Origin of the sequence: Frateuria sp. GZRR35 (assembly GCF_051900415.1) — a bacterium.
Lineage (GTDB): Bacteria > Pseudomonadota > Gammaproteobacteria > Xanthomonadales > Rhodanobacteraceae > Frateuria_A.
Genome location: NZ_JBHZGL010000019.1, coordinates 19,927 through 40,374, shown reverse-complemented (window position 1 = coordinate 40,374; position 20,448 = coordinate 19,927). Strand labels below are relative to the sequence as shown.

16 protein-coding genes are annotated in these 20,448 nt (G+C 64.1%); 7 read left to right on the top strand and 9 right to left on the bottom strand.

Translation table 11 applies throughout. The features are described from left to right. The 3 genes from ACFWZ3_RS16805 to ACFWZ3_RS16795 all read right to left on the bottom strand — a co-directional run. On the bottom strand, nt 1-204 hold a 204-nt coding region (locus ACFWZ3_RS16805; protein ID WP_439708825.1), incomplete at its 3' end, for a hypothetical protein. Between the two features lie 92 nt (nt 205-296). Next, nucleotides 297-929: a tetratricopeptide repeat protein gene (locus tag ACFWZ3_RS16800; RefSeq protein WP_439708824.1), complete on the bottom strand. Its 633-nt coding sequence runs from the start codon at nt 927-929 to the stop codon at nt 297-299. Between the two features lie 486 nt (nt 930-1,415). Further along, nucleotides 1,416-1,685, bottom strand: coding sequence for a hypothetical protein (locus ACFWZ3_RS16795; RefSeq protein WP_439708823.1), 270 nt, complete (start codon nt 1,683-1,685; stop codon nt 1,416-1,418). A gap of 415 nt (nt 1,686-2,100) precedes the next feature. Between ACFWZ3_RS16795 and ACFWZ3_RS16790 the strand changes: the two genes are divergently transcribed. After that, nucleotides 2,101-2,298: a transposase gene (locus ACFWZ3_RS16790; protein WP_439708822.1), complete on the top strand. Its 198-nt coding sequence runs from the start codon at nt 2,101-2,103 to the stop codon at nt 2,296-2,298. A gap of 154 nt (nt 2,299-2,452) precedes the next feature. Here ACFWZ3_RS16790 and ACFWZ3_RS16785 read toward each other — a convergent pair whose 3' ends face one another. The 6 genes from ACFWZ3_RS16785 to ACFWZ3_RS16760 form a co-directional block, all read right to left on the bottom strand. After that, on the bottom strand, nt 2,453-3,451 hold the full coding sequence (locus tag ACFWZ3_RS16785; RefSeq protein WP_439708821.1) for a hypothetical protein: 999 nt from the start codon (nt 3,449-3,451) through the stop codon (nt 2,453-2,455). Between the two features lie 237 nt (nt 3,452-3,688). Continuing rightward, nucleotides 3,689-4,204, bottom strand: a complete 516-nt coding sequence (locus ACFWZ3_RS16780) for a hypothetical protein (protein WP_439708820.1) — start codon at nt 4,202-4,204, stop codon at nt 3,689-3,691. Nucleotides 4,205-4,241: 37 nt separating this feature from the next. Next, on the bottom strand, nt 4,242-5,282 hold the full coding sequence (locus ACFWZ3_RS16775) for a RelA/SpoT domain-containing protein (protein WP_439708819.1): 1,041 nt from the start codon (nt 5,280-5,282) through the stop codon (nt 4,242-4,244). Between the two features lie 103 nt (nt 5,283-5,385). After that, nucleotides 5,386-6,120, bottom strand: coding sequence for a TSCPD domain-containing protein (locus tag ACFWZ3_RS16770; RefSeq protein WP_439708818.1), 735 nt, complete (start codon nt 6,118-6,120; stop codon nt 5,386-5,388). A 255-nt stretch (nt 6,121-6,375) separates the two neighbouring features. After that, nucleotides 6,376-6,879, bottom strand: coding sequence for a histone H1-like repetitive region-containing protein (locus tag ACFWZ3_RS16765; protein WP_439708826.1), 504 nt, complete (start codon nt 6,877-6,879; stop codon nt 6,376-6,378). 152 nt (nt 6,880-7,031) lie between these two features. After that, nucleotides 7,032-9,179: an adenosylcobalamin-dependent ribonucleoside-diphosphate reductase gene (locus ACFWZ3_RS16760; RefSeq protein WP_439708817.1), complete on the bottom strand. Its 2,148-nt coding sequence runs from the start codon at nt 9,177-9,179 to the stop codon at nt 7,032-7,034. 376 nt (nt 9,180-9,555) lie between these two features. Here ACFWZ3_RS16760 and ACFWZ3_RS16755 point away from each other — a divergent pair, with 376 nt between their 5' ends. The 6 genes from ACFWZ3_RS16755 (at nt 9,556) to ACFWZ3_RS16730 (ending at nt 20,352) form a co-directional block, all read left to right on the top strand. Further along, entirely contained in the window at nt 9,556-10,926 is a 1,371-nt protein-coding gene (locus ACFWZ3_RS16755) for a Do family serine endopeptidase (protein WP_439708816.1), read from the top strand. A 665-nt stretch (nt 10,927-11,591) separates the two neighbouring features. After that, entirely contained in the window at nt 11,592-12,893 is a 1,302-nt protein-coding gene (locus ACFWZ3_RS16750) for a LysM peptidoglycan-binding domain-containing protein (RefSeq protein WP_439708815.1), read from the top strand. 15 nt (nt 12,894-12,908) lie between these two features. Then, nucleotides 12,909-13,607 (top strand): HAD family hydrolase, encoded by a 699-nt coding sequence (locus ACFWZ3_RS16745; protein ID WP_439708814.1) that lies wholly within the window; start codon nt 12,909-12,911, stop codon nt 13,605-13,607. Between the two features lie 304 nt (nt 13,608-13,911). Further along, a complete protein-coding gene (locus tag ACFWZ3_RS16740) occupies nt 13,912-15,306 on the top strand; it encodes a leucyl aminopeptidase family protein (protein ID WP_439708813.1) in 1,395 nt (464 codons plus the stop codon). A gap of 641 nt (nt 15,307-15,947) precedes the next feature. Further along, nucleotides 15,948-17,267, top strand: coding sequence for an aspartyl/asparaginyl beta-hydroxylase domain-containing protein (locus ACFWZ3_RS16735; RefSeq protein ID WP_439708812.1), 1,320 nt, complete (start codon nt 15,948-15,950; stop codon nt 17,265-17,267). Nucleotides 17,268-17,463: 196 nt separating this feature from the next. After that, the gene (locus ACFWZ3_RS16730) at nt 17,464-20,352 is read left to right on the top strand and encodes a TonB-dependent receptor domain-containing protein (protein WP_439708811.1); all 2,889 of its coding nucleotides are present in this window, start codon (nt 17,464-17,466) and stop codon (nt 20,350-20,352) included. The last annotated feature ends 96 nt before the right edge of the window (nt 20,353-20,448 follow it).

Below are 20,448 nucleotides of genomic sequence, written 5' to 3'. Positions count from 1 at the left end.
CGTCGCGCCCGCGAACTGGACTTCGACCGGATCGACCGTGGAACGGACCGCAATCATGGTGTCGATACGCTCATCGGCCGCGCCTTCGCCACTGCCCACGGGCGCGCCCAGGTCGCTTCCGTTTTCCATGCCATCGTCCAGCAAGTCGGCGACGTTCGTGTGCCGGCGCACCCACGTGGGATCGCTGAAATGCTCGTTACCCATACGCCCCTGTCCTAGGAAAGTGAACCTGGCCCCGTTAGTGCGGTCGGAATTGTCCCTGGCACCTTTGTTTTGGCACCTTTGTTTCCTCACATTTAATTAGCCACATCCCCTTTTTTTTCGGCTCGCCGGTAAAGCTGCTCGAGATCGTCCGCGGCGTCGGCATTGCCGCCTGCCGCGGCTCGCTCATACCAGTAAATGGCCTTCGTCAGGTCTTGCGGGCGCCCGGCCCCTTCCTCATAGATGGCGCCAAGCATCTCCTGGGCGTCGGCATCTCCACAGTCGGCTGCGCGCTGGTACCAGAGCCCCGCGGTGCGCCAGCTCTTCCGGACGCCCTCTCCACCGCCGTACATCGAGCCGAGGTACTTGGCGGCCAGCACGCTCCCATGCAAGGCCGCCTTCCTCAGCCATTTGAAGGCTTCTCGCTGATTCGCCTCGATGCCTACACCAAAGCGATACAGATGGCCGATCCGGGTCTGTGCGGACATGTCACCCTGCTCCGCTGCGCGGCGTCCCCAGTAGAGCGCCCGCGCCTCATCCTTCCGGGTACCCTTGCCCATGAAATACAGGTAGCCAAGGTTGTCTTGCGCCCGAGCATCACCGGCGTCCGCTGCCTTCCGCCACAGCGCCAAGGCCCGCGCGAAGTCCCCCCGGTCGTAAGCATCCTGCCCGGACTGACTTGCCGCCGAAGATGACACCAGCGCAGGTCTCTTGCAGACCATCGGCATAGGTGGCCGTACCGTGGCGCAGCCGGCAAGCAGTAGCGTGGTGACAAGCAAAAGACTAATTCGGCGCATCCGTTGCTCCCAACAAGCTACTGTTTTCCGCCGCGTGAGTTCGAAAAGAGGTCTGGCCCCGTTAGCGAAACAAGGGTCAGAGTTGACTTTAAAAGTGCACTCTGACCCCAGTTTCAGGGCTCAAGGAAGCGCTTTCGAAAAAGAAAGGTGTCAGGTTCATTTTCGAGGCCTAGAAAATGAACCTGACCCCTTTTACTCTGTCCCCTTTGTTTCTCTGTTTGAAAAGAAGGAAACGGGGCGGAGGGATCTATGTCGCCTTAATTCCCTCCGTCCCCTTTGTTTCTCTGTTTCTCGGTATTAAATTGTCCCTGGCACCTTTGTTTGTTCATCCGTTGCTCCCAACAAGCTACTGTTTTCCGCCGCGTGAGTTCGAAAAGAGGTCTGGCCCCGTTAGCGAAACAAGGGTCAGAGTTGACTTTAAAAGTGCACTCTGACCCCAGTTTCACCCGGCGTGGCATGCGGGCTCTGCACCTTGTCCACGAGCGTCGCGCCCGCGAACTGGACTTCGACCGGATCGACCGTGGAACGGACCGCAATCATGGTGTCGATACGCTCATCGGCCGCGCCTTCGCCACTGCCTAAGGGCGCGCCCAGGTCGCTTCCGTTTTCCATGCCATCGTCCAGCAAGTCGGCGACGTTCGTGTGCCGGCGCACCCACGTGGGATCGCTGGAATGCTCGTTACCCATACGCCCCTATCCTAGGAAAGTGAACCTAGCCCCGTTAGCGCCCTTAACTAACGTGTCCGAAAAAGCCGGGCCACCTCACCTTGACACCTTTGTTGTTCTTTGTTTGTTTTCTAGCTATTAATTGTCCCTGGCACCTTTGTTTTGTTTTGTTTTATTCGGAGTGGCTTTGAGCAAAATTGTCCCTGGTGGGCAAAATTGTCCCTGGCACCTTTGTTTGCTGCAACAGCCGGAAGACTTCCCGGACAGACCCCTGCTCCCTTCCGCTGCATGGTGGCGACTCCGTTCGAAGGAAGCCCGACCATGCCACGGATGCCACGTCTGCTGCTGCCTGGTATTCCGCTCCACGTCACCCAGCGCGGAATCAACAAAGGGGCAATCTTCCTCGACGACAAGATCGGCATGATTCCGGCGACTCATGAAAGATGCGTTCCGGCGTCACGAGGTTGCCTTGCATGCCTTTGTGCTCATGGACAACCACGTCCATCTTCTTGTTGATGGCCCATCGGCCCGGGGCGTTTCAATGGCCATGCGCCGCCTCGGCCAGTGTTACGTCCAGAGCTTCAACCTCAAACATCGAGCAAGAAAGAGGGTCAGGTTCATTTTCGAGGCCTAGAAAGTAAACCTGACCCCGTTCTTCTCCGCTCGTAAGCCCGGAGGACCGCCAACTTAACTAGCCACGCCCCTTTTTCCGTGGCCACTAATTGTCCCTGACACCTTTTTTTAATTGCATTTGTGCGGACCATTAAACGAACCTGACCCATTTTTCGCTACCTATCGACGCTGTAACGCGAGCGCTTTCTCGAACGCCGTAGCTTTCTGCAGGCGCTTCCAACAGAACGCTTAATAGCATCCACGAGGGCTGGGAAGCCAGCTTCGCTACAAACAACCAATTGGGTGAAACGAGGGATCAGTTCACTCGGATCTCCGGAAGCGAGGGATCTCGCCACGCGAGAAGGTAGCTTGAAGTCATATTCTCCTCGCTTCGAGCGATAAGAGTCTAGTTCCGACAAGACGGCTTCGCTTACTCGGCCCAACACACCGAATTCTCTTGAACAGTGCTTTTGAAAATCAGGCCCGACATCCACATACATTACGAGATAAGGAATCTCGCGGGAAAACTCGCCAATGTCATTTGCCGCCTCGATTTTCGACCGAGTCAGGCTCGGATCTGCGACCATGAGCTTCGCGGAGGTCACCAGGATCGCGCAATTCATAAAGGGCGCGTTATCGGCGGGATGACAATGTAAGCCAAAGAGGGCAGTGTCAGACACCAACCTCGGCAAGCCATATTGCAGTTGCAAAAGGCCATGCCTGATCTCAGCATCATAGACGCGCCCGTCAGCCTCATCTATCTCCACTGCCTTGTAGCAGTGAACCGCGTCGTCATCGAAATCAGCAGTCGCATTTGAAGGAAAGAACGCGTAAGAAAACTCGTCCGTCTTCGAGAGGGTTCGACCCAAAGCAACCGGAGAAAAGTCCGGGATATTAGGATCCGGGAAGAACAGCCAGCGGACCGATTCGCGGCGTTGCTTGCATTCGACAAGCAGGTTCAACTGCGCCTCGACTCTGTCAGAACGTCCGAACGGCGCATAGGCGGTCGCGTGCAAGTCCACGGAAAAATCTTTGACCACCCCGGAATCGTCTCTCGCATACGCATAATCCGACGATACAGAAAAACCTAAAGCTACAAGCGTCTTCGCAATCTCAAACTCCATTGGAACACTTGAAGAGACGAGTTTGCTTTTCCACTTGTGGCTGTCTGCCATATTCGATCCTCAAAGCGCCAGTATGCTCATCTGTTCGCCAGCTAAAAATCCGCAGCCACCCACGACCATCCCGATTAATCTATCTGGATCAACTAGGCGCGATGTGATCATAATTGTCTAGCCTGTCCAGAACAATGGCCAATTAAAATGAACCCGACCCCTTTTTTCGTTAAGAGCCTTGTACCTATTGACCCCGGCACCGAAATGGTGACCCCTTTTTTTTGTTTTCTGCCCTTCTCACCGCATATCCAAATCATCGTAGTCTTCGTGAAAACTGAGCTTAGCTGGTCCATCGGGAGTATCACCTACTTCGAAGGAGGCCGCCTTAACGCATTGACTTCGTAAGGCATAAAAGCAAATTGAGCCACCCCCTAAAAAGTGATCGGCGTCGTACCAGCCGCCACGAAAAGCTAGCGACACGGTAAGTCCAGCTTCCAATACTTGCAGAAAGAACCTGCCATCGTAGCCCGAGGACGAGACCTCGAAAGCTTTTTCAGCAATATCCCGCAGCGACGGATCTACTTCACCAGGGCGAACTCCGCAAAGCCGCGACAAAAAGCCATATAGCCAATCGTATGCCCACTGCTCGAGCCAAACGCGCCGAACATCTAAGCCGTACTTATTTAACAACAAGGTCATCGGCGCGGCAGCTACATACGCACCCGAAAGCCGCCTTATGCGCTCAACCTCGGGGCGGCACGTTTCCATTGCTTCTTCAAGGGACTTTCTTGTGCAGCCAGTGTCGTCATTCATCATCGAACCCAAGCTAGGCAATTTGAATATGGTGCAATTACGTCCGACGCAAACGACGTTGGTGACCGCTCAACTTGGCACACGCGCTATCCATGAGCTTGACGAACTCGCGCGCATCCTTGAAGTAGTTACGGAAAGCCGTCCTAACGTCTTCGCCCGTGTCAGCCCGTACTAGCACAATGTCGCTATTGGGCATCCTCTTCTCTAGATCGAAAAGTTCTCGAAGGGCATCTGTTGCGTCGCGGAAGCTTCTAACGGTTAGATCACCGCTTGGACTGAAAATCAAAATGCTGTTCTTTTTGTCCGAAACATCACTCTTTGCCTCATGCAAGCCTCGTAGTGTCTGCATAAGCGCTAGGCCGTCATCAAGTTCAAGAAAGCTCTTTAGAACATCCCGATCGGAGAGTTCCGGAAAAGGCCCGGTCGAGGCCTCGTGAGCGCGGGCTAAAATCTCGCTGGCGAAAGCCATTGCGCGCCGATAGCGATCATCGCCCCTTTCGAACTTCGGCTGGCTTTCGGTGATGAACCCGACCACCTCTACAGCGGTAGCCCACGCATGCTGCACCAGCGTACGGTATTGAATTTCGATGTAAAGCCCCTTTAAACCCCTACCCGCGTCAGACTTAACATCGTACTCATAGATATCATGTATGCCGCGATAGCCCGTCTGCTTTGGGTGGTCTATATAGTTGTATTTGCTCGGATCGTTCCGCAAACTGTGGTTAAATTTCGCCTCACGAAACTCGTTCCTGAAACGATTAAGTTCTTTTGTGTCTTTAAAAATTAGCCTGCAACCAGCGACATCATCCATGCGAGCGAGTTGCATACCGGGAAGCCGGCGCAACTTATCAAAAATGGTGTTTTTACGTTTATGCCGTTGCGCGACAATTACGTCCCGCCCGCGCAAGCGGGTCCGAAGAATTGCTTGAAAGGTGTTTAGCACGGCCCGATGAGCAGCGCGCCAAGATTCAATTATTACCAAGTCCTCTGGTGTTGCAGCTTGCGCTCGGACAGCCTCGCCAGCTCGGTTGACGCGCGACTTGGATCCTCCTGGATAAGCGTCGGTAGCATCGGTCATGATCTCTCCCCTTGTAAAATGGCTCTTTTTGATGTGCCACTTTGCCACCATAAAAAAAGGGTAGCCGCCAAGCTACCCTTCTTCGACATTACTCAAGATCCATTCACCCGCACTTCGAATACCCACAATTCAAACAAGTCTGACACCCATCCATCAGCACCAGCGCCTGCGTATTGCACTTGGCGCACAACGTCGCCCCCGGCGGAAACCCGCTGGCATTGCTCTCGGTGTTAGAGGCAGCCTCAACCGCCTTCTTCCCCGCCGAAGCCGCCTCATACGCCGCCCGCTTCTCGGCCACCAGCTTCTTCTGCGCCTCGTCCATCTCCGGATCATGGATGAGCCCGATGTTCTTCATGTGCTGCTCGATCACCGCCCCGATCTCAGCCACGATGCTCGGCATGTAGACCCCACCGGCCTTGAAGTACCCACCACGCGGATCGAACACCGCCTTCAGCTCCTCGACGATAAACGTCACGTCGCCGCCCTTGCGGAACACGGCCGAGAGGATGCGGGTGAGCGCCACGATCCACTGGAAGTGGTCCATGTTCTTCGAGTTGATGAAGATCTCGAAGGGGCGGCGCTGTTCGTGCGGGGTGCCCTGGTTGAGCACGATGTCGTTGATGGTGACGTACAGCGCGTGCTCGAACAGCGGCGACTTGATCTTGAAGGTGGAGCCGACGAGCGATTCGGGGCGCTCGACGCTCTCGTGCATCTGGATGATTTCGGCCTGGCGCGGCTCGGCGGCCTTTTTCTCGGGCGCGGCGGCGACCGGGGCGGCCTTGTCTTCGGGCTTGACGACCTGGTAGCCCTTGATCTTCTTTTCGATCTTGATCGTCATGGGTGTTTTCTCTTTCTCTGGCGGGCCGTCGACGGGCGGCCGGTGGTTGGACGATGCGTTGAAGCTCGCAGAAGGGGGAATCCATCTGGGGCGGCCCTTCTAAGGGCAGGAGCAAATGGATTTCCGCTTGTGCGGGGAGGCAGCACGCGCGGTGGTGGCTTTCGGTTCGCGGTCCCTGGCGGGAGGGCGGTGCGCGCGGCGCGGGTGGTGAGGAAGACTCCGGCCCGGGCGAACCCGGGCCGGAGGCGGTACGGCTTACTTGCGGCGGGCAGCCTTCTTCGGCGCCGCCTTCTTGCTGGCAGTGGACCGCTTGACCGACGCCTTGGCGACGGTCTTCTTGCTGGCGGACTTCTTCCCTGCCGCCTTCTTGGGAGCGGCCTTCTTCACGGCCGTCTTCTTGCTGCTGACCTTCTTGGCCGGTGCCTTCTTGGCGACCGTCTTCTTCGAAGCGCCCTTCTTGGCAGCGGCCTTCTTCGGGACTGCCTTCTTGGCGGCAGCCTTCTTCGGAGCCGCCTTCTTGGCGGCGGCCTTCTTCGGCGCGGCCTTCTTGGCAGCAGCCTTCTTCGGAGCCGCCTTCTTGGCCGCGGCCTTCTTCGGCGCAGCCTTCTTGGCGGCGGCCTTCTTCGGAGCCGCCTTCTTGGCCGCGGCCTTCTTCGGCGCAGCCTTCTTGGCGGCGGCCTTCTTCGGCGCAGCCTTTTTGGCGGCGGCCTTCTTCGGCGCGGCCTTCTTGGCAGCGGCCTTCTTCGGCGCAGCCTTCATCGGCGTTTGCGGAGCGGGCGAACCCACCGGCGCTTCGGTGGACGGCGGATCGCCGACGGGCGGCATGGAATTGTTCTGCGCCTGGTTCTCGGTATCGATGGACATCTGGTCTTCCCCTCCGACTTAGGTTTTTTGTGTGAGACCTGCGTTGGCTAGAACTTGCCGTAATAGCCTTCCTTCAGGGCATCGAACAGGTTGGCGGCGGTGTGCATTTCGCCGTCATATTCCACCTGCTCATTACCCTTCAGTTCGATAACGCTACCGTCTTCCAATTCAAAGCGGTAGAGGGTGTTGGCAAGGTCGGTTTCCTTGACCAGCACGCCCTGGAACGCGGCGGGGTTGAAGCGGAAGGTGGTGCACCCCTTCAGGCCCTGCTTGTAGGCGTAGAAGTAGATGTCCTTGAAGTCTTCGTAGGGGTAGTCGGTGGGGACGTTGGCGGTCTTGGAAATGGACGAGTCGATCCACTTCTGCGAGGCGGCCTGGATGTCCACGTGCTCCTTCGGGCTGATGTCGTCGGCAGCCACGAAGTACTCCGGCAGCTTGTTGGCCGCCTCGTCGGTGAACGGCAGCGCGTCGGCATTGATGAGGGCACGGTAGGCGAGCAGCTCGTAGCTGTAGACCTCGACCTTTTCCTTGGACTTCTTGCCCTCGCGGATCACGTTGCGCGAGTAGTGGTGGGCGAAGCTGGGCTCGATGCCGTTGGAGGCGTTGTTGGCCAGCGACAGCGAAATGGTGCCGGTCGGTGCGATCGAGCTGTGGTGGGTGAAGCGCGCGCCGGTCTCGGCAAGTTCCTTGACCAGGTTGGGGGCGACGGTGGCGATGCGCTGCATGTAGCGGCTGTACTTGGCGTGCAGCACGCTGCCGCGGATGGTGTCGCCGATCTTGTAGCCGTCCTTCGCCATTTCCGGGCGCTTGCGCAGCATGTCGCCGGTGACGGTGTACTCCTTGGCCAGCACCGGGGCGGCGCCCTTTTCCTTGGCCAGGTCCAGCGCCACTTCCCAGCCGGCCACGGCCATCTCGCGCGAGACGTCTTCGGTGAAGGACACCGCCTGTTCGGAGCCGTAGCGCATCTTGAGCATGGTCAGGGTCGAGCCCAGGCCGAGGAAGCCCATGCCGTGACGGCGCTTGGACATGATCTCGTTGCGCTGCTGCTCCAGCGGCAGGCCGTTGATCTCCACCACGTTGTCGAGCATGCGGGTGAACACCTTGACCACGTCGCGGTACTCGTCCCAGTCGAAGCGGGCCTTCGGGCCGAACGGGTCGCGCACGAAGGTGGTCAGGTTGATCGAGCCGAGCAGGCAGGAGCCGTACGGCGGCAGCGGCTGCTCGCCGCAGGGGTTGGTGGCGCGGATGTGCTCGCACCACCAGTTGTTGTTCATCTCGTTGACCTTGTCGATCAGGATGAATCCCGGCTCGGCGTAGTCGTACGTCGAGACCATGATCATGTCCCACAGGTGCCGCGCGCGGATGGTGCCGTAGATCTTGCAGGCGACCAGGCCGTCCTCGCGGTCGACGTAGTTCTCGTGGGTGGGCCACTCACGCCAGACGACCTTGGTCGGGTCGGTGAGGTCGATCTCCTCGCGCTCCTTGACGTGCACCGGGAAGACCAGCGGCCAGTCCTGGTCGTGCTCGACCGCCTGCATGAAGCCGTCGGTGATCAGCAGGGACAGGTTGAACTGGCGCAGGCGGCCGTCCTCGCGCTTGGCGCGGATGAATTCCTTGGCGTCCGGATGGGAGATGTCGAAGGTGCCCATCTGCGCGCCGCGGCGGCCACCGGCCGACGACACGGTGAAGCACATCTTGTCGTAGATATCCATGAAGGACAGCGGGCCGGAGGTGTAGGCGCCGGCGCCGGACACGTACGCGCCGCGCGGGCGCAGCGTGGAGAACTCGTAGCCGATGCCGCAGCCGGCCTTCAGGGTCAGGCCCGCCTCGTGGACCTTCTCCAGGATGTCGTCCATCGAGTCGCGGATGGTGCCGGACACGGTGCAGTTGATCGTGGAAGTGGCCGGCTTGTGCTCCAGCGCGCCGGCGTTGGAGGTGATGCGGCCGGCCGGGATCGCGCCGCGGCGCAGCGCCCACAGGAAGCGCTCGTACCAGTGCGCGCGCAGCTCCTCGGTCGCTTCCACGTCGGAGAGGGCGCGCGCGACGCGCTGCCAGGTCTCGTCGATGGTGCCGTCCACCGGCTCGCCCGACTTGGTGCGCAGGCGGTACTTCTTGTCCCAGATGTCGTAGGAGGCCGGCTGCAGCGGGATGGCCGTATCACGGGTGGCGGCAAGTGGTGCGCGCGCGGTGCTCATCGATTGTCTGTCTCCCGGCCTTGCGACCCAACTGTTGTTTTGACCAACGCCGCCCGCTGCGCTGCCGGTTCCCGAGGGGCCTGGCGAGGCGTTGCGCGTGCGTTTTCCTTGAATATCCGGCCTTGCGGCGTCCTCCCCCGAGGTTGCCGCATCGACACAGCACTTGGGTGGGAGCCCGAACGACTCACACAAGATGTTGTGGTGCGACCGGGCATGAACGGTATCGCCGGGTTGCGTAGGCGTCAACTGAAATTTCCGTGGTCCAGCGACTGCGCGGGTTGGCGCCGATCGCGCGTCGCATCGCCGTCACCATGGAACCCGGATGCCGGGTTTACAGTCGCAGGTCGGGTACGTTTTTTTTGTTCAAGGAGATTGCATGAGCGCCCGTCGCCTTTCGTCCGCCCTCGCCCTTTGCAGCGCACTGCTGCTGGGCTGGCCCGCCGCCAGTCGCGCCGCGTTGCCCGCGAGCGTGTCCGGCCAGCCGCTGCCTTCGCTGGCGCCGATGCTCCAGAAGGTGACGCCGGCGGTGGTGAACATCTCCACCAAGACACGGGTGGCGGTGCGCGACCCGTATTTCGACGATCCGATCTTCCGCCAGTTCTTCGGCCTGCCCTCCTCGCCGCGCGAGCGCGTGGAACAGAGCCTGGGCTCGGGGGTGATCGTGGACGCGGCCAAGGGCTATGTGCTCACCAACAACCACGTGGTCGGCGGCGCGGACGACATCACGGTGACGCTGCAGGATGGGCGCACGTTCAAGGGCAAGCTGATCGGCACCGATCCGGATACCGACGTGGCCGTGGTGCAGATCCCGGCCAAGGGGCTGAAGGCGCTGCCGGTGGCGGACTCGTCGAACCTGCGCGTGGGCGACTTCGTGGTGGCTGTGGGCGATCCGTTCGGGCTCGGGCAGACGGTGACCTCGGGCATCGTCTCGGCGCTGGGTCGCTCGGGGCTGGGTGGCTCGGGTTACCAGAACTTCATCCAGACCGATGCGTCGATCAATCCGGGCAATTCGGGTGGCGCGCTGGTCAATCTCAATGGCGAGCTGGTCGGCATCAACACGATGATCCTGTCGCCTTCGGGCGGGAACGTGGGTATCGGCTTCGCGATTCCGAGCGACCTCACCACGCAGGTCATGCGGCAGCTGATCGAGCACGGCAAGGTGGTGCGCGGCAGCCTGGGCGTGCAGACGCAGGACATCACGCCGCGTATTGCCAAGTTGCTGAATCTGTCGACCAGCCAGGGCGTCGTGGTGACGCGCGTAGCGCCCGATTCGGCGGCCGCGCACGCGGGACTCTCGCCGGGCGACGTGCTGCAGGCGATCGACGGCAAGCCGCTGCACGACAGCGATGAGTTGCGCAACGCCGAAGGGCTGCTGCCGCTGGGTAGCCAGGTCACGCTGAAGCTCACCCGCAACGGCGAGCCGCACCAGGTGCAGGCGACACTGACGCCGGAGAAGCTCGCCAGCGTCGATGGCGCCACGCTCGATGCGCGCCTGGCGGGCGTGCGTTTCAGTGAGTTGTCGATGGCGCAGCGCGGCCAAGGTGTAGCCGGCGTGGCGGTGACTTCGGTGCAGGGCGGCAGCCGTGCCGACCGCATGGGACTGGGCGAGGGCGACATCGTGATCGGCGTGAACAACCGGCGCGTGACGAGCCTGCGCGAATTGCGCGGGCTGGTCGCCATGCAGCCGCGGCAGTTGGTGCTGGTGGTGGACAGCGACGGGGGCGTGCGGTACGTGCCGATGGATTGAGCGCGCGGGATCAGCCCCCTCCCCTGCCGCGAGGTTGGAGTGACGACCCTGGCCTTGGGCCGCACTTCGAGCCTTCCCCTGCGAACGCGGGGGAAGGTGCCGACAGGCGGATGGGGGCGCTCTTGGGCGACATGTCAGGGAGGGCCGAGGCAAGGCTTCCCCCATCCGCCCTTCAGGCACCTTCCCCCCGTGTACGGGGGAAGGATCGGTCGGGACGCTGGGTGGCACAGGTGGGAGCCTTCCACCGCGAACGCGGGGGAAGGTGCCGATAGGCGGATGGGGGCGCTCTTGGGCGGGATGTCCGGGAGGGCTGCGGCAAGGCTTCCCCCATCCGCCCTTCGGGCACCTTTCCCCCGTGTACGGGGGAAGGATCGGTCGGGACGCTGGGTGGCACAGGTGGGAGCCTTCCACCGCGAACGCGGGGGAAGGGTCGGTCGGGGGGCTGGATGGCACAGGTGGGATCCATTCCCTCGCGAACGGGGAAGATTTCGGTGGCGGCGTCGCTTCGGATGTATCGCCACGCACATTCATCCTTAACGCCAACCTGTGACCCTGCTTGATGTTTGGCGATGGGACCGATGAAATACCGGACTCCCATCACTGCGCGCATGCTGCCTTCACGGCACGCTCACGCCATCCATCGAAGCCGTAGGTTGTCCGAAGTCATGCCCGTCCGTTCCGTTCGCCTGTCCGTCGCCGCCCTGCTGGGCGCCTGCCTCACTACGGCCGCATTCGCTGCCGGGCCCACGCTGACCTTGCGCGGCGACGTCGCCACCACGCGTGGCCTGGTGCAGGACCTGGCTACCACCTGGACCAAGAGTGGCCACGGCAAGGTCGACGTGCAGCCGTTCAACACTGCTTCGGGCCTGGATGCGCTGCGCAGTGGCAGCGCCGACATCGCCGGCAGCGCACGCCCGGGCAACGGCAGCGCGCAGGAATCGGGGCTGGTGTTCACGCCGGTGGCGTGGGACGGGCTGGTGATGATCACCCACCCGAACAACCCGGTCAGCAACCTCACCCTCAAGCAGTTGCACGACATCTATTACGGCAAGATCACCAACTGGAACGAAGTCGGTGGCCGCAGCGAGCCGATGCACGTGTACGCGGTGGCGAGCCCGGGCGATGGCGTGGAGTTCAGCCTGCGCAAGCTCCTGTTCGGTCGCGGCAACCAGCCGGTGGCGGCGCCGCGCCTGTACGTCAACACCGCCAAGCTGGAAGAGGCGGTGACGCTCGATCCGAAGGCGATCGGCGTGACCACGCTCTCGCGCGTGGCCGACAACCGCAAGGTCAAGATGATCCGCATCGACGGCACCGCACCCAGCGTGTCCACCGTCGCCAGCGGCAGCTACAAGCTCTACTCCCCGCTCTACCTGGTGACCAACCCGAACAGCCCGCACGCTGACGAGGCAAAGGCGTTCGTCGATTTCGCCAAGGGCGACAAGGCCGCGGCGGTGGTGCGCCGCGACGATGCGCTGCCCTACGACGCCGGCAGCGCGCTGGCGGCGGCCGATGCCTCGCGCCGCGCGCAGATCCTCGCCGCGGTAGGCGCACGCGCAGTACCGCAGCAGCCGTCGGCGCCCAGCGCCGCGCCGGTCGCCGCGCCGGGCGCCACCTACGCCTCGCGCGCCGCGATCGCGCCGACCTCCGAGCGCACCGCCGAAGCCAAGCGCGCGCTGGAAGAACGTCGCGCCAAGGCCGCCGAGAAGGCCAGCCTGAAGGGCGTCCACGGTGAGGCCACCACGATCGATGCCGCCGCTGCGCGCGGCCCGGCGTTCGCCAAGGTCACCGCCAGCGCCACGGTCAAGTCCACCGTCGCCAAGCCGCGCACCTACAAGGTCGCCAGGGGCGACACGCTGTCCTCGATCGCCCGCGCGCATGCGGTCGACGTGGCCGACCTGCGCGCCTGGAACCACCTGAAGGGCAATGAGCTGAAGGCCGGCCAGGTGTTGCGCCTCGGCGAGCGCTGAGCGACGGGTGCGCGCGTGCGCATCCTCGCGCTGACGCTGGATCTGGACGACACCCTGTGGCCGGTACTGCCGGCCCTGGAATGCGCCGACCGCGAGCTGGACGCCTACCTGCGCACGCACCATCCGGAAGTCGCCACGCGCTGGCCGATCCCGGCAATGCGCCAGTTGCGTGCGCAGGTGGCCGCCGAGCGGCTGGACCTGGCGCACGACTTCACCACCCAGCGCCACCTGACCATGCGACGCGCCTTCGAAGCCTGCGGGCTGGACGAGGTGCCGATCGAGGCGTTGTGGGAGGTCTACTTCGCCGCGCGCAACCGCGTGGAGCTCTACACCGACGCGCTGCCGGCACTGGAGCGCATCACCGCGCGCTGGCCGGTGGCGAGCCTGACCAACGGCAACGCGGACCTGGAGCGGATCGGTATCCACGCGCACTTCCATTGCCAGGTCTGCGCACGGGACACCGGCGTGGGCAAGCCGGACGTGCGGATCTTCCAGGTGGCGGCCGAACGGCTGGGCGTGGCGCCGGAGCACATCCTGCACGTGGGTGACGACGCCGACCTCGACATGCGCGGGGCGCGCGCGGCGGGCTTGCGCACGGCGTGGATCAACCGCGAGCGGCTCCCCTGGCCGGACGGGCTGGGGGCGCCGCCGGACCTGGATCTGCCGGACATGGGTGCACTGGCGGACTGGCTGGAGCGGAGCCAGGGGTCCTAGCGTCACTGGCTTCCTTCGCAAGCCCCGGCCCCTCACCCAACCCTCTCCCCGGCGGGGAGAGGGCTCAAGATCGCGCAAGCCGCTTCCTGCCTGGGGGCTGTAGGAGCGCACCTGTGCGCGACCGCCACGCCTCCCGCTCGCGCACAAGCGCGCTCCTGCAGGGACGATGGCCCCCGCTTGCGGACACGCAACCGGAAGGCGGCGTGCCCCAAAGCGCACCCCTCGGCTTACCTGCGATGGTTTGGCATATCCCACGCATCGGCGCATCATGTCCGACTCGCTGCAACCGAAGAGGCACGAAGCCATGCCGGAGAGCTCCCCGTCCGCCCTGATCGAACGCAAGGCCGGCAAGGCCCAGGGCATCGCCATCGAAGCCGTCGACAGCGCGCATTACAAGGACGCTCTCAAGCGCCTGGATGCCAGCCAGCGACGCTGGCTGGAGCAGACCGGTTTCGAACCGCGCCCCGGACGCTTTGCGCTGTTGCCCGATGCCAACGGCAAGCTCGCCCGCGTGCTGGTGGCGGTCGATCCGTCCGAGCCGTTGGCCGCCCTGGCGGGGCTGCCCTACGCGTTGCCGGTGGGCAGCTACCACCTGGCCGACAACGGCGCACTGACCGACATGCATCTGGCGGCGCTGGGCTGGGCGCTGGGTGCCTACCGTTTCGAGCGCTATCGCAAGGGCACGCGCGCGCCGGCCACGCTGGCCGTGCCGAGCGCGGAACTCGCCGCGCTGGCGCCGATAAGCGAGGCCACCGCCCGCGTGCGTGACCTGGTCAACACACCGACCGAAGACATGGGCCCGGAACACCTGGCCGACGCGGTGAAGCAACTGGCCAAGGCGCACAAGGCCAAGCTGCGCGAGTGGGTCGGCGAGGAACTGCTGAAGGCCAACTTCCCCACCATCCACGCGGTCGGCCGTGCCAGCCATCGCGCGCCGCGGCTGGTCGAGCTCACTTGGGGCAAGGCGTCGGACCCGAAACTGGTGGTGATCGGCAAGGGCGTCTGCTTCGACACCGGCGGCCTGGATATCAAGCCGTCCGACGGCATGCGCAACATGAAGAAGGACATGGGCGGCGCCGCGCACGCGATCGCGCTGGCCGGCCTGGTGATGCAGGCGAAGCTGCCGGTGCGCCTCACCCTGCTGGTCCCGGCGGTGGAGAACGCCATCGCCGGTAACGCGATGCGTCCGGGCGAGGTGATCACCACCCGCGCCGGCCACACGGTGGAGGTGGACAACACCGACGCCGAAGGTCGCCTGATCCTGTGCGACGCGATCGCCTACGGCGCCGAGCAACAGCCGGAGTTGATGCTCGACTTCGCCACCCTGACCGGCGCGGCACGCGTGGCGCTGGGGCCGGACCTGCCGGTGCTGTTTGCCAATCAGGATGCGCTGGCCGAACGGGTGCTGGATGCCGGCCGCGCCGTGGTCGACCCGTTGTGGCGGCTGCCCCTGTGGCGTCCGTATCGCAAGATGCTCGACTCGTCGGTGGCGGACTTCGCCAACTCCGGCGCATCGCGGCACGCCGGCGCCATCACCGCGGCGCTGTACCTGGAACGGTTCGTGCCCGACGGCCTGCCGTGGCTGCACCTGGACACCTACGCCTGGAACGATGCCGACCGTCCCGGCCGCCCGCGCGGTGGCGAAGCGATGGGCCTGCGCGCGATGTTTGCGTTCCTGCAGCAGCGCTACGCGCGCTGAGTTGCCGCTTCGCGGTTTCGTGGGGTGGGGCTTAGCCCGCCTCCCCGCGCCGCAGGAGAGGGTGGGCTCAAGCCTACCCCGCGCGCTGATCCTGCATTGGGGATGACGGTGCCCGCACGTCGGGTCTCACGCTCCGGTAACCCCCATCCGCCTGTCGGCACCTTCCCCCGCCGAGCGGGGGAAGGCTCGGGATGTGTATCACGACCCGACCGGTCCTTCCCTCGGTTGCCGGGGAAGGCTCGGGATGTGTATCGCGACCGACCGGCCCTTCCCCGCTTGCAGGGGAAGGCTCGGGATGCGTATCGCGACCGACCGGTCCTTCCCTCGCTTGCAGGGGAGGGCTCGGGATGTGTATCGCGACCGACCGGTCCTGCCCTCGCTTGCAGGGGAGGCTCGGAATGTGTGGTCGCGACCCGGCTGGTCTCCCGCCGCTTACGGGACGGGAACGGGATGTGTGGTCGCGACGCAACCGGTCCTTCCCCCGCTTGCGGGGGAAGGTGCCCGAAGGGCGGATGGGGGCGGCCTTGCCTCGCGCCCCATCGAGTACGCACCCCTGATGTCGACGGCTCGGCGTGGTCGCTCGCCACCGGCGAGTTCCACCGCATGCGCCGGTGCCTGCCGTTGTCGGCTACGCTCCGCGCATGAACGCACCGATGGACGACGCCACCGCCGCGACTTGCCGCGAGCAGGCGCTGGCCGCTATGCAGCGCGGTGACATCGCGCATGCCGAGCAGGCGTTTTCGCGCCTGCTCGAACAGCGGCCCGATGATGCCGAGGCGCTCCAGTTCCTGGCCTCCTGCCAGCTCGGCCGCGGCGACGTGGAGGCGGCGATCGGCCTTTTGCACGCCGCGCACCGCGCCGAACCTGACGACGCGGCGATCCTGCATCAGCTGGGCACCGCGCAGGTCACGGCCGGCGACCTGCGTGGCGCCGAGGACAGCCTGCGCAAGGGCCTGGCGCTTGCACCGGGCATGTTCGTGGCGCGCCTGCGCCTGGGCGTGCTGTACGAGCAGCAGGGGCGCCGGCACGAGGCCGTGACTGCTTATCTCGGCGCGATCAACGCGGCGCAGGCGCAGGGCCGCTGGCTCAGCGACGACACCACCGCGCCGGGCGTGCGCGAGGCGGTCAAGCACGCCACGCAATACGTCGCGGCCGGGCGGCGGGAACTGTTCGACGCGGTCATCGAGCCGCTGCGCCAGCGCTACGGACGCGCGGAGCTGGCCCGCGTCGACCAGTGCCTGGCCATCTATCTGCACGAGCAGCCCGCGCCCCTGCCCGACCCGCGGCAGCGGCCCCTGTTCCTGTACTTCCCCGGCGTGCCCAGCCAGACCTACTACCCGCGCGAGCGCTTTCCGGAACACGCACGGCTGGAGGCGGCGGTCGATGCGATCCGCGCAGAGCTTCGCGAGGTGTTGTCGGAGGTGGACGATCCGCTGGTGCCGTTCCTGGGCGCGCCTTCGGCCGCCGCGGTCGCGGCACGGCTGCTCGACGCCACCGGTCCGCAGGAGGCGGCGTGGGATGCCTTCTTCTTCTATCGCCACGGCGTGCGCCACGACGCCAACTGCGCGCGCTGCCCGAACACCAGCGCGCTGCTGGACGGCATGCCGCTGGTACGGGTGCGCGACCACGCACCGGAAACACTGTTCTCGGTGCTGCGCCCGGGCACGCACATCCGGCCCCACCGTGGCGTCACCAATACACGCCTGGTGACGCACCTTCCGCTGGTCGTGCCGCCCGATTGCGCGTTGCGCGTGGGTGGCGAGACCCATGTGTGGGAAGAGGGCCGCTGCGTCACCTTCGACGACACCTTCGAGCACGAAGCCTGGAACCGCAGCGCTCAGACCCGCGTGGTGCTGATTGTCGACAGCTGGAATCCCGACCTCAGCGAAGTGGAGCGCATGGCGGTGGCCGACCTCGTCGCGGCCATCGGCGACCTCAACCGGTCCGTGCCCGGAGATTGATCGGGACGACGTTCGGCCATCCATACGGCCGGAAGATAGTGTCCATGACAGCCGACCAGCCGGCGGATTGGCCGCGCATCTGCTTTACCCATGACTGAGGGCATGGGCACTTGCTTGTTAAACAGTTGTTGCTGTCATACTCGGTGCGCTCGACATGAGCGGGGGAAGCAGGGATTTACTTCACCGGGGAGTGCACATGAAATACGACTTGAATCACTTGTCTTTGGCAGTGCGTCTTGCGTTGAGTGCGGGTGTTTTTTCGGTGGCGGGAGTGGCTCAGGCGCAGGTGACGACGGCGGAGAATCCGACCTCGTCCGAGCAGGTTGCGCAGGACCAGACCGCCCCCTCCAAAAAGGAAGCCAAGACTCTTGAGTCGATCCAGGTAACCGGTTCGCTGATCCGGCGCGTTGACGCCGAGACGGCCAGCCCGGTCATCACGCTGGATCGCGCGGCCCTCAGCAATTCGGGCAAGCCCGTCCTGGGCGATGTGTTGCAGCAGATGCCCAGCATCTCGGGCAACGCCACCAATCCGCAGAACAACAGCAACGGCGGCGGCGTGGCCAGTCCCTTGCTGGAAGCTGGCGACGGCGCTTCGCGCGTGTCGTTGCGCGGCCTGGGCAACAACCGCACGCTGGTGCTGGTCAACGGCCAGCGCATGGCCAACCCGGACATCAACCTGATCCCGCCGGAGATGATCGAGCGGGTCGACGTGCTGGCCGAGGGCGCTTCCACGGTGTACGGCTCCGATGCCATCGGCGGCGTGGTCAACTTCATCCTGCGCAAGGACTTCAAGGGCGTCCAGTTCAGCCTCAACGACGGCATCTCCAGCCACGGCGACGCCAAGCGCCACGGCTTCAACCTCACCGGCGGCATGACCGGCGAGCGCTACAGCATTGCCGCCGGCATCGACTACAACAAGTACGACGAGACGCTCGCGTCGCGCCGCAAGTTCTCCCGGCAGCAGCTGTATCTGTCGAGCGGCTCGGTGGTGGCGGCCGGTTCCAGCTCGATCCCGACCGGCCGCATCCAGGTGCCCGCCGCGATTGCCGCCCAGTACGGCTGCGCGGTCGACCCGGCGACGCAAACCGCCCAGGTGACGCTGTCCTCGGGCGACGGGTCGAGCCTGGGCGACTACCGTTGCCGACTCTCTTCGGACACGTACAACTACGCCGCGCTCAACTACATCCAGACCGCGCAGAAGCGTACCAACGGTTTCGTGCTGGCGGACTTCCACATCACCGACAACGTGAGCGCGTACGTCAACGCGTTCTACAACCACACGGTATCCAGCGGCCAGGACGCGCCCTCGCCGGTCGGCACGGGCGACGGCCTGATCATTTCGGCCGACAACCCGATCAACCCGTTCGGCGTCACCTTCAGCCAGGGCGCGATCGCCGGCGATCCGAACAGCGGCTACAACTTCCAGACCCGCCTGACCGGTGCCGGCACGCGTGTGCACAGCTACACGACCAACACCGGGCAGTTGAACGCGGGCCTGCGCGGGGCCTTCGGCCAGGACAGCAGCTGGATCTGGGACGCGTCGATCAATTACAGCCACACCAAGCGCGACCAGCGCGACACCAACGAGGTGGACATCCCCTCGTTGCAGGCGGCGGTCGATGCCGGAGCCAACATCTTCGACCAGGCGAACGCCGGCGATGTGTTGAGCGCCGGCGTGAAGACGCCGATCTACGTGTTCACCCAGTCGACCAAGCAGGCGCAGTTCGACGCCAGCGGCGAGCTGTGGGACCTGCCCGCCGGGCCGATGCAGCTGTCGGTCGGCGCGTTGTACCGCAAGCAGTTCATGAACTACACCGTGAGCGACTTCGCGGTGCTCGACCCGGTCACCACCACCTGCCAGATCCTGCAGGAAGCCTGCGGCTCGCCCGGGCGCGGCAGCTACGACGTCAAGGAGTTGTTTGCCGAGACGCTGATCCCGCTGGTGTCGGACGTGGCATGGGCCAAGTCGCTGTACCTGGACCTGGGCGTGCGCAGTTCCAACTACAGCACCACCGGCACCACCACCAACGGCAAGATCGCGATCGAGTGGCGCCCGACCGATACCCTGCTGTTGCGCGGCACGGTCTCGCAGGTGTTCCGCGCGCCCAACCTCAATGAGTTGTACGACGGCCGCACGCTGGTCCAGCCGGTGCTGAACGATCCTTGCGTCGGGCGCACCGCCGAAGAGCTGGCGGCGCACCAGGCCGCCTGCCAGTTCGTTCCGGTGAACTGGGCGGGCAACTCGCCGGCGCAGGTCAACACGTTCTATTCGGGCGCGGCCACCGTGGGCGCGAGCCTGAAGCCGGAAAAGGGCAAGTCGATCGACTTCGGCCTGGTCTACGATCCGGACTGGGCACCGGGCCTGTCGACCAGCGTCGACTTCTGGCACATCTACCTGTCCGACACGCTGACGGCGATCCAGGCCGACACCGTGGTCAGCGCCTGCTACAACAACAACGCCAGCCCGTACTGCTCGTTCATCACGCGCCAGGACAATACCAGCCGCCAGCCGGGCCAGGTGTTCCTGATCAATACGCCGGTGGTCAACCTCGGTACGCTCAGCACCTCGGGCATCGACTACACGCTGCGCTACAAGATCCCGCACTTCGATGTCGGCAGCATGGATCCGGGCAACTTCCGGGCGGGCCTCAACACCAGTTACACCGCCACCTACAACGTCAATGCGACGCCGGGCGAAGCGGGTGCGGAGTCGGTCAATTACGCCGGCACCTACACCCCGCAGTTCGGCAACATCTCGCGCTGGCGCGGCACCGTCACGTTGAACTGGGACAAGGGCAACTGGAACGCGCAGTGGCAGTCGCGCTACATCAACCACCTGACTGCGCTCAATGCCGACTACGCCATCGCCGGCGTCGACATCCCGGTCGCCTCGGTGCTCTACCACTCGATCCAGCTTGGCTACAACGTGCCGGCGATCCACACCAAGTTCGACATCGGCGTGGACAACATCACCGACAAGCAGCCGCCGCGGCTTTACCAGAACGGTTCGAACTACAACGTCGACACCGCCACCTACGATGTACTCGGGCGCTATTACTGGGTCCGTGCGACGGTGAAGTTCTGACGAGAGCCCGCCGGAGCTGACCGGACGCAAGGAGGGGCCGCGGAGCAGTCCGCGGCCCCTCTTGCATAATGGGATTCGGCCGACCGCGCCCGAGGA

Excerpts from the sequence above, each read along its gene's own strand:
- ACFWZ3_RS16800 (WP_439708824.1), bottom strand. The coding sequence starts at position 929 with ATGCCGATGGTCTGCAAGAGACCTGCGCTGGTGTCATCTTCGGCGGCA.
- ACFWZ3_RS16795 (WP_439708823.1), bottom strand. The coding sequence starts at position 1,685 with ATGGGTAACGAGCATTCCAGCGATCCCACGTGGGTGCGCCGGCACACG.
- ACFWZ3_RS16790 (WP_439708822.1), top strand. The coding sequence starts at position 2,101 with ATGAAAGATGCGTTCCGGCGTCACGAGGTTGCCTTGCATGCCTTTGTG.
- ACFWZ3_RS16785 (WP_439708821.1), bottom strand. The coding sequence starts at position 3,451 with ATGGCAGACAGCCACAAGTGGAAAAGCAAACTCGTCTCTTCAAGTGTT.
- ACFWZ3_RS16780 (WP_439708820.1), bottom strand. The coding sequence starts at position 4,204 with ATGAATGACGACACTGGCTGCACAAGAAAGTCCCTTGAAGAAGCAATG.
- ACFWZ3_RS16775 (WP_439708819.1), bottom strand. The coding sequence starts at position 5,282 with ATGACCGATGCTACCGACGCTTATCCAGGAGGATCCAAGTCGCGCGTC.
- ACFWZ3_RS16770 (WP_439708818.1), bottom strand. The coding sequence starts at position 6,120 with ATGACGATCAAGATCGAAAAGAAGATCAAGGGCTACCAGGTCGTCAAG.
- ACFWZ3_RS16765 (WP_439708826.1), bottom strand. The coding sequence starts at position 6,879 with ATGAAGGCTGCGCCGAAGAAGGCCGCTGCCAAGAAGGCCGCGCCGAAG.
- ACFWZ3_RS16760 (WP_439708817.1), bottom strand. The coding sequence starts at position 9,179 with ATGAGCACCGCGCGCGCACCACTTGCCGCCACCCGTGATACGGCCATC.
- ACFWZ3_RS16755 (WP_439708816.1), top strand. The coding sequence starts at position 9,556 with ATGAGCGCCCGTCGCCTTTCGTCCGCCCTCGCCCTTTGCAGCGCACTG.
- ACFWZ3_RS16750 (WP_439708815.1), top strand. The coding sequence starts at position 11,592 with ATGCCCGTCCGTTCCGTTCGCCTGTCCGTCGCCGCCCTGCTGGGCGCC.
- ACFWZ3_RS16740 (WP_439708813.1), top strand. The coding sequence starts at position 13,912 with ATGCCGGAGAGCTCCCCGTCCGCCCTGATCGAACGCAAGGCCGGCAAG.
- ACFWZ3_RS16735 (WP_439708812.1), top strand. The coding sequence starts at position 15,948 with ATGAACGCACCGATGGACGACGCCACCGCCGCGACTTGCCGCGAGCAG.
- ACFWZ3_RS16730 (WP_439708811.1), top strand. The coding sequence starts at position 17,464 with ATGAAATACGACTTGAATCACTTGTCTTTGGCAGTGCGTCTTGCGTTG.